The sequence below is a fragment of the Mycoplana sp. ABR4_002 genome (assembly GCF_056159645.1).
This window is the reverse complement of sequence record NZ_JBSWVO010000001.1, coordinates 2,754,446-2,765,917: the sequence shown is the minus strand read 5'-3', so window position 1 is coordinate 2,765,917 and position 11,472 is coordinate 2,754,446. Positions and strand designations below refer to the sequence as shown.

General features: G+C 57.5%; 11 protein-coding genes. 7 read left to right on the top strand and 4 right to left on the bottom strand.

Features of this window, described 5'->3' with window-relative positions:
- Positions 1-5: 5 nt before the first annotated feature.
- A complete protein-coding gene (locus tag ACXAGF_RS13235; protein ID WP_475017717.1) occupies positions 6-1,058 on the bottom strand; it encodes a dsDNA nuclease domain-containing protein in 1,053 nt (350 codons plus the stop codon).
- Between the two features lie 170 nt (positions 1,059-1,228).
- Positions 1,229-2,791, bottom strand: coding sequence for a hypothetical protein (locus ACXAGF_RS13230; protein WP_475017715.1), 1,563 nt, complete (start codon positions 2,789-2,791; stop codon positions 1,229-1,231).
- A 514-nt stretch (positions 2,792-3,305) separates the two neighbouring features.
- Between ACXAGF_RS13230 and ACXAGF_RS13225 the strand changes: the two genes are divergently transcribed.
- The 4 genes from ACXAGF_RS13225 to ACXAGF_RS13210 all read left to right on the top strand — a co-directional run bounded on the left by ACXAGF_RS13225 (position 3,306) and on the right by ACXAGF_RS13210 (position 7,967).
- Positions 3,306-3,989 (top strand): hypothetical protein, encoded by a 684-nt coding sequence (locus ACXAGF_RS13225; protein WP_475017713.1) that lies wholly within the window; start codon positions 3,306-3,308, stop codon positions 3,987-3,989.
- A 299-nt stretch (positions 3,990-4,288) separates the two neighbouring features.
- Positions 4,289-5,131, top strand: a complete 843-nt coding sequence (locus ACXAGF_RS13220) for a hypothetical protein (protein ID WP_475017712.1) — start codon at positions 4,289-4,291, stop codon at positions 5,129-5,131.
- A gap of 242 nt (positions 5,132-5,373) precedes the next feature.
- Positions 5,374-5,985, top strand: coding sequence for a hypothetical protein (locus ACXAGF_RS13215; protein ID WP_475017710.1), 612 nt, complete (start codon positions 5,374-5,376; stop codon positions 5,983-5,985).
- A gap of 44 nt (positions 5,986-6,029) precedes the next feature.
- Positions 6,030-7,967 (top strand): AAA family ATPase, encoded by a 1,938-nt coding sequence (locus ACXAGF_RS13210; RefSeq protein ID WP_475017709.1) that lies wholly within the window; start codon positions 6,030-6,032, stop codon positions 7,965-7,967.
- A 64-nt stretch (positions 7,968-8,031) separates the two neighbouring features.
- On the opposite strand, the gene ACXAGF_RS13205 is transcribed toward ACXAGF_RS13210, so the two are convergent.
- On the bottom strand, positions 8,032-8,235 hold the full coding sequence (locus ACXAGF_RS13205; RefSeq protein ID WP_475017708.1) for a hypothetical protein: 204 nt from the start codon (positions 8,233-8,235) through the stop codon (positions 8,032-8,034).
- Positions 8,236-8,310: 75 nt separating this feature from the next.
- Here ACXAGF_RS13205 and ACXAGF_RS13200 point away from each other — a divergent pair, with 75 nt between their 5' ends.
- Both ACXAGF_RS13200 and ACXAGF_RS13195 read left to right on the top strand, forming a co-directional pair.
- Complete coding sequence (locus ACXAGF_RS13200; protein ID WP_475017707.1) at positions 8,311-9,078, top strand: metallophosphoesterase; 768 nt, start codon at positions 8,311-8,313, stop codon at positions 9,076-9,078.
- Between the two features lie 553 nt (positions 9,079-9,631).
- Positions 9,632-10,009, top strand: a complete 378-nt coding sequence (locus ACXAGF_RS13195) for a hypothetical protein (protein ID WP_475017705.1) — start codon at positions 9,632-9,634, stop codon at positions 10,007-10,009.
- Here the strand turns inward: ACXAGF_RS13195 and ACXAGF_RS13190 are convergent.
- Positions 10,006-10,467: a DUF6998 domain-containing protein gene (locus ACXAGF_RS13190; protein WP_475017704.1), complete on the bottom strand. Its 462-nt coding sequence runs from the start codon at positions 10,465-10,467 to the stop codon at positions 10,006-10,008. The two genes, ACXAGF_RS13195 and ACXAGF_RS13190, sit on opposite strands and share 4 nt — an antisense overlap.
- 216 nt (positions 10,468-10,683) lie before the next feature.
- On the opposite strand from ACXAGF_RS13190, the gene ACXAGF_RS13185 reads away from it, so the two are divergent.
- Positions 10,684-11,472 carry a TIGR04255 family protein gene (locus ACXAGF_RS13185; protein WP_475017703.1) on the top strand — a complete coding sequence of 263 codons (789 nt, stop codon included), beginning with the start codon at positions 10,684-10,686 and terminating at the stop codon, positions 11,470-11,472.

The window sequence follows — 11,472 nt, the reverse complement described above, 5'->3', positions numbered from 1 at the left end:
ACTGATCATCGTGTGAACTCGTAAAGTATGACGGCGTGCACAAAGACCGTCCGTGGTGGTCCAAATTGGGCTTCAACTAACGGGGCGACAGCGAAGGTCGCCTGGATGACCCCCTCCATCAAAGTATTGGCCGCATTGATGATGGGTTCAACGATGTTTTTCACTTCGTCGCCGAAGCGAAGCATGGAGACGTGAATGCGCTCATGCCTCGCCATTTCGTAGTTTCTCCATTCACGTTCCAGTTCCATTTCCGCTCGCCAACCGAGGTGGAGATGCGGTTGCACTGAATTGAAATGAGGACGTCGTTCGCGTCTCCTCCTGAAGGACTCGACCTTTGCCTCGAAGCCCGCTCGAGTCACGAATTTCGAAGTCAGGAGGTCTGCAAGGCCGTTGAGGTCGGACAGTCGGCGGGATTTGCGTCGACATTCATCTGACATCATCAGGTAGAAAGTGCGGGCGTCTTCGCCGCTGCCAATGGTGTCCTCGAGAAAGATAGTAAACTTCCCAACGAGTGTGGCGTCGAAATTCGAGGTGTTGAGCGCACAATGCAGGAAACGGAAGAGTGGAAGGTGATTCTGGGAACTAAAATTCTGACGCTCTTCTGTAAGCGCCGTTACGAATTTTTCGAGCTTTTTAGGCTTTGCCGAAGCAAAGGGGATTTCCTCATTGCCGTGATCGGCGTCAACGAGAGCCTGGTTGGTAACGAAAACGACCTTATCAACACCAACCGCAAACTTAACGGCATTGTCGAACATTCGGCCGGCATACGACGATTTGACATCACCAGTCCCACGGCGCTGAGCAATTTTTGCGAGCGACCAAGTAGCCTTCTCGGAGGTCTTGACCTGGTAAAATCGAAGAATGGTCGGGGCAGTCGTGCTGTTGAGTTCAGCGATGTCGTCATGAAACTCAAATGCAAGTGCGTAGTCGTCGACCGTCGCGTGCAACTCAAGAAGACGGATCATTCCCCATGCAGTTTGATAATCAAAAGCATTGTAAGTTTTGCTTCCGGACGTCTCTCGTTCCGGTGTCTTCATCAGGTCTTCGATTATCGTCACGGTCGCCCCTAGAATCACCGCCCCGAACGGGTTGTACACTATCGAGCGTTTCGCGTGCTGGATAGCATTGAACTTGCACGATCTCAGGGGGCGACCTTAGCCACCGTGGAGACCTGTGTGCTGTGAGTGCTGGGACCGTGGCCACCTTGAGAAAGAAGGACGTCAGGTCGTCACCGCCGCCGCCGCTTCTGCTCATTGGCCACGAACTCCTCAAGGACCTCAAGACACCGGGCCAACGTTTTCTCGTCCTTGCAGTAGTCCACGGGCTTGATCCAGCCGAGTTCCTTGCATTGCGCTGTCAGCCAGAGATCGGCGACGTCCCGGCGCAAGATGCGGCTGTAGACCCGGTCATAGAGCTTGTCGACCATGGCCTTACGGACGCGTTCGGCCCGTTCTGCGGCCACCTTGTCGTCCCGTATTCTCCATAGGATGGCCTGAACCTTCTTCAGACCCTCTGAGCTTTCGGCAGCCAACTCGCGGGGCGACTTTCCGTCATGGTCGGGGAGGGTTGTTCCCATAAAGGTTTCGACGTCACCGACGTCGAACAGTGCCGCCTCCTCGGCCTTGTAGACCCGATCTGCCGCCTCCCGTTTCAGGCGGGCGGCGGTCTCGATCGCTTCGCGCTCACGATGGGCGGCCAGTTCGGCTTCCGCACGCTGCCCGGCTTCGAGGCGGGACAGGCCAAGGCGATTGATCAGGCGATCCATCGGCAAGCCGGCCATCTCGTCGGGCGGATCGACATCTTTGAGGCGCTGCATTTCCTCGATCATCGTCCTGACTGCGATGACCTGATCCAGCAGCCCTTCGTAGTCTCCATCCTCGTCTGCGAGGAGTTCATCCACCGACAGGTCGAAGTATTCCGCCCGGCTTTTCAGCCAGACATCGTAGTCAGGAAGATTGCCATCCTCGGGGAGCATGAGCGAACCAACAGCCTGGAAGGCGACGCGCAACTGCTTGCTCTGGCGATCGGGCAACGTCCGCTTCTGGATCGCCGTGTCGATCCGAACGCAGAGATCATGCGCCATGACAAACCGTTTACCAGGGACCTGGTACACAGCCCCTGCGTGGCGTAGCCGCGTCAGGTACGCATAGGTCTCCTCGTAGGGCGACTTGAAATCTTCATCGACGTTTGCGGCGATCCAGCGGGAATACTCGGACTTCGTATAAGCGATGCCGGACTTCGGCCAGTCACCCTTCGAAAAGCTTTCGATGAGAGCCATCGCCCCGAGGGCCGATTTCGCCTTGAACAGCCGGTCGAAAATGGCGGCCTGCCACTGGCGGCGATAGACGACAAACGCCGACGGCCGGTTGTTATCCAGGTCAAGGAACCCCGAGAGACCAAGCTGGACCAGGTCATCCACAAGCTTCTGCGCCTTCTTGTGGTTCCAGATTTCGGGATCGCGGTAGATGGCCGCCAACCGCTTCGCCTCTGCGATCTTCGCGTCCTCCCGTCGTTGCCTCTGCTCGGCAATTTCCGCCGCCATGGCCTTCACCTCGGCGCTGTGAATCAGCTTGCGGGGGGCGATGTCTAGGATGATGTCGTCCAGTTCGTCGAGCGGGTGGCTTTGATATCCCGAGACGGTGATCTCCAGAACTTCCACGCCCATGGCATCCAGCTTCTCGATTTTCTCGGGAGGGCAGGGATGGGTGTTGGCGATCTCGATGAACAGTCGCCGTCCGTCGGGCATGGTGGCGATGACGTCCGGGACGACCTCTCCCGCTGCCGTTTCCAAGTGGACGTCCGTGAGCTGGATGGACTGCTCGGGCGACACCTCAACGGGCTTTCCGTCTATGCCTGGCGTAGACGTCGCCGGCAGGGTCACCCGGCAATGCTTAGCGATGATTTCCTTCGCGCGGATATGGAGGGCTGTTTCCCCCGACGACACGCAGTCGACGACAAAGCGTCAGTAGTTGAACGAGTTGCTAAGTTTTATATGGAAAAGAAAATCATAGGCCCAGAATTGGGCGGCATTAGGTAGCAGAGACCACCAATTGTGGCTTACAAACTTGAATTTAAACAGCAATCGCGGGCGAATTTCAGGCCTGTTTGCGGCGCTGTATCTCTAGAATTCCACAACCGTTAATAGTTGCCGTTTACTCTTCCGCTATTTGGTATGAGTGGGGCAGACAAGGACTATGCCTTTCTACTGGATGACAGCGTTACTGTTCGCTGTTTTTGTGGCGACGGCCGTCTGGAGAGCAGACGTCTAGGCGGAAGCGGGCGATATGAGGCAATTGACACTCACCATGGCTGCCATTTTGGCAGGATGTCTCTCGCTGATTTTGGCCGGATACGCCAGCGGCGGCATCTTCGGCTTCCGTTGGTGGTCGTGGCACCAGAAGCTGACAGTGGAAGTGCAGACGCCGGAGGGTGTGAAGACGGCCAGCGCCGTTTCCGCGGCGAGCTGGGAGATGCCGCCCGAGTGGTTCCGCATCGGCGACAGTGGCGGCGGGCACGGAGCCGGCGACCTCACGGGCGAGGCCGTCGTCCTGGCATTGGGTGAGGGAAAATACCTCTTCGTCCTGCTGAAGGACTACTCCGCAGAGACGGCCTTCAAGGTGTTCGCCGACCCGCCGATCAGGACAGGCAGCCGGGAGGAATACAGAAGGGCGCTTGATCGAATTTCCAGCATTCGGGAGACACGCACACTCGCTCCCAACCAGTACCCGATCCTTGTCACCTTCGACAACATCAACGATCCGGCGAGCGTGAAGAAGGTCGATCCAGTCAACATGGAGGCCGCGTTCGGTTCTGGACACAGGTTAGCTTCCATAACGATGGCCGTCACCGAGGAGCCTGTGACCAAAAGCAACATTGCCGATGTACTACGCTGCTTGGGTAACGGAAAAGCATGTATTCCATTGAATAAGGATCTGCCATACGGCGATCCAATGAGAAACATCTTGAATTCTGACTTTTGGAGAAAGTGACGATGACGATTTCACCGGAACGAGCACTCTCTCCGGCTGCCGACGCCGGCTTCCTAAACTCATTCGAGGCTCCGTTTTCACCGGAAACCAGGGTAGTCGGGATGCCATTTCAGGTCTGGTGGTTTTTGCTACCTAATGCCGGAATTGGGCGGGGGTGCGTACGTTTCCGCAGCACCCCCAAAAGTTTGTTTAGACTCTTCCGGCGTCCCGTAACCGAGCTTCGCTTCATCGAAATGTCGCCGCCGACCGAGTGATTGTGATAATAGTGCCCCATACGCGTGTGTCAATACCGAGGCCCAATGTCTACGCCTAATCATCAAGCCACAATTTTGGAATTGCTAGGCAACTATTTCAAGAAAACCCTTCAACCACACCAGTATCAGCCGATTCTGACGGATTTGAGAAGGTGTCATCCTGAGCTTCTCAGAGACTGCCTCGTTGAGGCCGTTGAGGCTACCGACAAAGACCCTGCTGCTCCACCAGAAGAGCCTAGCCGCGCCGCACTTATGAGAATCTATAACCGAAAAATCAAAGAGATGGCGGCAATGTTTCCGTTTCTCATGGCGACGGAGGGAGCACTTCGGGGCCAACTTGCCTGCGAGATGTATCGTATTTTCGGGACCGACCAGTGGTGGCTGCCTTATTGCGCGGCTCTCAACTCAGGAAAAGAATTCAAAGATGTAGCCGACATCAATGGGGTCCCTGTTCCAGGTAGTAAATTCTCCAACTCCGTAGGCAAGATAATCATGTCTATCAACGCCAAAGACGGGAAGAATGCAGCGACCATAACTTGCGGATTGGAGTTCTTGAGCGAAGCAACGTTCGGCCAGCTCAGATACTTAGGCGAACATTCGTGGGCGCAAATCATGCCGGTCTTCCGAGGAAAAAAGGGAGAAATTCCTCAGATCGTCAAACAGGATTTCATCAATTTGACGAAGGAAATCCTGGATATGAGGAATGACCTCTATCACCATCGACCGATATCAAACCAGCAGAAGTGCGTTGAGGCCTGCGAACGGTTGCTCGATCATTTCGATCACCATTTGGGAGCGTTTGATCAGGCGATATCCCAAGCTGTCTATGTCAGGCCGCAATTCAAGGTCAATAGAAAGCCCCGGCACGACATCATCAATGCCGCCTGACCTGCTGCCAATTCTTTAGTCCGCTGGAGGCCAACTGCGGCAGTTAGATGTCGTCGACGAAGCGCTGTCAACTTATCAAAAAGCGTTCCGCGCAAAGAAAAACGCGGGGGCCCGGTTGACTGTCCGAAAATGTTCTTTATTTGTTCTCTCCATGATCACAAAGAGCCGGCTCATACGAATACGTTGATCTTCCGTCGCGATGACCGCGACGGCGAACAACCATGTTTGCGTATGAGGTTGTCATGGGTACTGGCAGGCAGTCGGCGTCAATTCAGACCGCTCTTAATTCCACATCGATCCGCATTTTCTATCCTTCGGCGACCGTCCGCTGCGAAGGCGGCAAGGTCTTCCGCTCACAGGCGGCTCGGGACGTCGGGTGTCTGCTCGACGTCGATCCTTCGGTCGTCTCGTGGAGGTGCATGCCGCCTTCGCTCGCCCAACTTGATCACTCGGCAGATTTCGAGGTCATCCATGATGATGGCCGGGTGATCCTCTTGGACGCCCACGATCGCGACCTTGCGGCTGATCTGGCCAGCCATGAAGATGCTGCCCGGCTTCGGGGCGCGGAGTACCGTTGCCTGTCGCGTGACGATGTCCACGGCGGTTTCCGCCTCCGGAACGCCAAGGACCTGCTGCGATACGGCAACTACACGGTCCCGCTCGGTGATCGGCTGCGCCTGCTGGGCGCTCTCGATGAAAACGGATCGATGCCCATCGCCGAGTGCCTGAACGCATTCCAGGAAACGAAGCCAGTCGCTGGCCTCGCCGCCATGATCCTCAACCGATATCTCGAAGTCGACCTGGACGATGCCCCGTTAGGACCGGAAACGGTGGTCAGGCGCATATCGCGGTGAACGGAAGTCGCCGCCCCGTGCCAAGATCACAAAAGAGCCACCAGATGTCTTCCAGTTCCTACACGCTATCCAGACGTCAGTCCCCGCCTAGCCTGGTTGTCGCGGCGGCCCGCTGTGCCGTTCGAGGTGCCCTCAGACCCTTCCTGCGACGCAAGGGCATTGCCTTCATCGCGATCCTGCATGTCGCCGAAGGAACGAGCGATTACTATCGACGCGCCGCCTCGTCGCTAATCCGCGACCCCGTTCCTGTGGACGAGGACTGCAATGAGATCGCTATCGTCATGGCGGTTCCCGACGGGCTGCCCGACGCCCGGGCGATCTACGACCGGTTTCGTTACGGCCGGCAGATCGTCCTCGTCACGGAGAGAATGGACAACATCCCCTCCGAACTGAAGGCGGCCGCCGATGTCATCACTGCAATTGCCCCGCCCACTACCGAGCATTACGTGGCGGCATCTCGGGTCGCCAAAGTGCGAGGGATGACGCCGGAAATCGCCTCGTTGCTGACGGGGTTTTCGTTTGACGCCATCGCGTCGACTGTGCGTAGCACGAGGCCATTGCTCAGCGCAGTTCGCCAGTTGAAGAAGTCCGTCGTCGAAGCCGAGAAGGCCACGCCCGTCAACGCGAAGCCCAAGGGACCACGCCTCGAGGAAATGGCCGGCTATGGTGCCGCGAAAACCTGGGGCCTTCAGCTTGCCGACGACCTGCGGGCGTGGAAGGCGGGGGAGATTTCATGGGAAGAGGTCGATCGCGGGGCGCTCCTCCACGGGCCCCCTGGTTGCGGCAAGACGACCTATGCCCAGGCGCTTGCAAACTCGTGCGACGTCGACCTCGTCGTAGCCTCCGCCGCCCGTTGGCAAGCCAAGGGCCATCTCGGCGACTACCTGAAGGCGATGCGTGCCGCCTTCACGCAAGCGAAGAAGCAGTCGCCTTCAATTTTGTTTATCGATGAATGCGACAGCTTCGGAGACAGGGACAGGGGGGGTGACGACGACCACCGCGATTACAGGCGTCAAGTGATCAACGGCCTGCTCGAATGCCTCGATCCTGCCGAGGGCCGCGAAGGCGTTGTCGTCGTGGGTGCCACCAACAATCCGTCTGTCATCGACCGTGCCCTGCTTCGGCCGGGAAGGCTCGAGACGCTGATTGAAATCCCTTTGCCAGATGCTACCGCCCGGGTTGCGATTCTCCGGCATCACCTGCGCGATCAGGCGTTCGGCGACGATCTCGCCCGCTTCGTCTCGGCGACCCGGGGATGGTCTGGCGCTGACATCGAGAAGCTTGCTCGCGACGCCAGACGGCTTTCGAGACGACGGAAGGTTACCTTGTCGGAAGACCTCCTCCTCGAGGTTATGCCCGCACGATATGTCCTGAGCGCAAGCGAGTTACGGAACACGGCGGTCCACGAAGCTGGTCATGCCATCGTCGCGGTCGTCCTTGCGTGCGACGTGCTCAAACAGGTTCACATCGACCGGGATGCGGCGCTTGGAGTCGGCGCTCAGTCCGTCGGAAGAACAATCCTTGAACCAGAGGTCGGCCGGGTGAAGACGGCAAGCTACTACGACGACAGGATCGCTATGCTCTTGGGCGGCATCGCGGCCGAAACGGTGGTCTATGGCTGCCATGCAGACGGGGCAGGCGGTGCGCCGTCGTCGGACCTGGTTCTGGCAAGCGATATCGCCACGAAGCTGGAGCGTCATTTTGGGTTCGGGGAGGTCCTTTCTGTTGAACTTGGAAAGGGTGACCGTCCCCTTGAATATCTCCGAGACCGTGACCCAGAACTGCGAGGTCTGGTCGATGCAAGGCTGAAGGTCCAGTTCGACCGTGCGGTGGCGCTTCTTGCGGAGCGTCGTGAGGAACTCGACCATCTTACCGAGGCGCTGGTCGCAAAGGGCCGCGTGATCGGTGACGAAATTCGGGCGCTTCTGGGCGTTTGCAGCCCAGGGGCACCGAATCCGCATCCGTCAGGACGTGACGGCTAGCGGTCAGGCTCCGCTCCTCGCTCGAGAGAGGGGCGGAGCCGCTCATTGAATTGTCTGCGACCTTCTAACGCCGCTCTCCGGAGGCGTTATCGGATAGGGGCTTGAGGAGTTTTACCTGATCGATGCCAGCCTTGATTTTGACCCGGCGACCGAGCGGCTTAAAGCCGATCTCGTCCAACGCAGAACCGAGCGACGTTGCCTTTGCGGACTTTGGTTTACGGCGTGAGGGCCGTGCCATCTCTACCTCCTCGAATTCAATCAGCTGCACCTTGGGCTCAGCACGCAAATCCGGCAAGACAGAATATGTGCGTCGAAAAAAGCGATTTCAGGAGGCGATCAAACCATGAAACTCTGGGTCATCTCCGATCTGCATTGCGAATTCGGCCAACCGTTCGTTCATTCGCCGCCTGCCGGGGCGGATGTTCTGGTCTGTGCGGGCGATCTTTTGACACGCGGCATCGTCCCGAGCATCGAATGGCTGGCGGCCAATATCCCTTCCTCGATGCCAGTAGTGGTCGTCGCGGGGAACCATGAATATTATCGAGCCGCCGTGCTGGAGAGCATCCGCGATGCGCGGTTGCTGCACGACCGCTATCCCAACATCCACTTTCTCGAAAACGAAATGGTGGACATCGGAGGCGTCAGGTTTTTGGGCGCGACCCTGTGGATTGACTTTCGCCTGACCGGCGGCGATCCCGAGTGGGCTATGGCGGCCGCCCAAAGCGGAATGAACGACTATCGTCAGATCAAGTTTTCCAAGCTTCCCTACAGGAAGTTCGCGCCGATCCACGCCTACCGAAAGCATCAAGAGTCGAGAGCGTTTCTCAAATCTGCGCTGGAGAACGCCACGGCCCGGAAAACGGTCGTCGTAAGCCACCACGCTCCGTCGCCCACCTCAGTTCCGCCCGAGTTCCAGGGCGATCCGCTGTCCGCTTGTTATGCCAGCGATCTGGAGGAACTGATCCTTGAAGGGCGACCTACGTTGTGGGTGCATGGTCACGTTCATCATGGCTTCGATTACCAAATTGGCAGGACCAGGGTGGTCGCTAACCCGCGTGGATATCCGGGGGAGCGGACTGGTTTCGATCCGCAGCTCGTCATCGAAATCTAGGGTGGGAATACGCGCGCTTTCCGCGTTATGGAGGACCCATAAGGTTTTGCGACGCATCTGAAACGAAATGATCTTGTGGGACTTAAAACGCCGACAGGTTGTTTTTGCCGTCGGCGTTTGTATATCCCGCGCGACGTGGGATGAGGCGAGCGGTGGAATACGAAGACGCAATAGAGAGAATTCAGAAGATCGTCCCGATGATCAGGCATGACGTAGAGACAGCTATCCTGTCCCATGAAGTCATGGGAGGCCCAGAACGCCATCGTGCCACCCGGCCTAAAAGGATATCAGACGGATTTCGTTCAGACGTACGGTGCCATCCAGAACGCGTTGCTCCTCAAGCTTGCCATGGATGTCGCGCGCGTCTTCGATGTCAGCATTGGCCGTCCACTGGATAGGCAGGACGTGGAGTCGATCCCCGTCCTTGGCATGCTTCTCGGCGTGAATGGTGTAGTGGATGGATTGATAGCCGAAGCTTCGTCATGGGTGTCAGGGATCGAATGGGCTAATCAAGCCGAGGAGGATAGGCCCGCGGGGGGTCGAGGCCGTCGCCATGGAAATGCTTGAGAGCGAGCAGGCCATCGACAAGGAGACCTGCAAGTCCGCGATCGCAGAGTTTGCAATTCTCGCAGGCCGACTGTCCGACCCGACAACCGCCGACGCAGCCGCGCTAACCCGTGTCAAAGCGTTCCGTAACCGCAGGCTCGCCCATTCACTGTTTACGAAGGAACCGGACGCCTATCCCAAATACGAGGACCTGACACTGCTTCTTGAGCTGGCCAAGAAGGCAGCCAAGCTCTCATCGCTGGCAGTCGAAGGCCTGGAGGTCGATTTCGCAGAACAGACGGCCCTTAACCGGGAGAACGCAGATGGTTATGCGGTCATTGTCCTCGAGAGCTTAAAGCAATCGGCCGACAGTGAGGGGAGCTAGAGGACAGACTGCAGTCGGAGGCCGTCGCAAATTGCGGCGTCGGCCCGCCTGATCTGCGCCAACGATACCGTTTTCTGCCCTACCCATTCCGTCGGCAACAGCTTGATCACGGGTTCTTCCGGGCCGTTGTAGACGACCTCGCCCTTGAGGTTCTCGAGATCGAAGACCAGGAAGAGCAGGTGGTCGGCGCGGGTATCCACCATCCTGAAAGCGGGACCGCGATTTGTCCCCGTCGCCTTCACCTGAACGGAGCGGCCGTCCAGGGCATGGCCATCGATACCCGTTCCATTACGAGGGGAGAGCTTGAGGCCGAATAGTTCGGCCGCCACAGCCTCGCCGATATCGCCGATCAGGTTGCCGTCGAGGGTGAATTCGAGAGCCGCCGAGCGATAATGGTCGCGTAGACGGTTCCGGGCGAGGACGAGGTCGGTGATCACGGGAGGGAGGGAAAAGAACATGGTCGAGCCGGGTCAGATTTCATATTGGTGCGGGATCGTTCGAGATTCGAAGCGCACGATGCGGAAGTTCGGACTTCTCGTCCAGTTTCAGTTTCGTTTCCAATGTGAACGTCCCCATTGGTATCGCGTCAGATATAATTTCTCATCGGTGGAACTTGTCACTTTACGTTTCACTTTACATAGATATATCGTAAGTCTGCCAACCACGGATGAACCATGACCGCCGAAATCGTCAATCCGCTATTTTCCGACGAGTTGCCAGAAGTGCCGCTTACCAACGCTCCTCTGGCGCGCGTTGTGGCGCAGGTGCGCTTTCCCGCGATCCAGTCAATTCAGGATCAGGTGTTCGTTGGCAAGTTCCAGGAAGCTATCAGAACCATGTACCCGCGTCCCCGCAAGGATGTGATGAGCGGGTTCGTGCTCGGGACACCCACTATAGTGTCGTCGATCATCTGGCGTTACGTGGACCAGGAAGCGAACTGGATCGTATCCCTTTCGGATAATTTCTTGTCTTTCGAAACGATCAATTACACGTCCCGCAGGGATTTCACGGGCCGCTTCGGATTTCTTCTCGCAAAACTCGCGGAGACGATCGGTCCAACGCATACGGACCGGATCGGAATACGGTATGTGGACCAGGTGCCGCTTTCCGAAGACGAAAGCATGGCTGGCATGCTCCGGACAGAGATGATCGGCGTGAAGGAAATTTTCGGTAAGACACATCATATGATCTCTGAGCTCGAAGGGCCGTCGCAAGAGGGCGGTGTCCTCGTACGTTGGGGCCATATGCCCGAGAACGCCTCGCACGACCCGGACATCATGACGCCTATCAGCACGCCGTCTTGGTTCCTGGATGTGGACTCGTACAAGTCGTACGAATCTGAAAGCATGCCATTCGAGCCGGACGCGCTATCGGCGTTGACCTATCAGCTGGCCACGCGGGCCTATACTATTTTCAGGTGGTCGGTGACGGATAAATTCCTCGATCGCTACGGGAGAAAATGA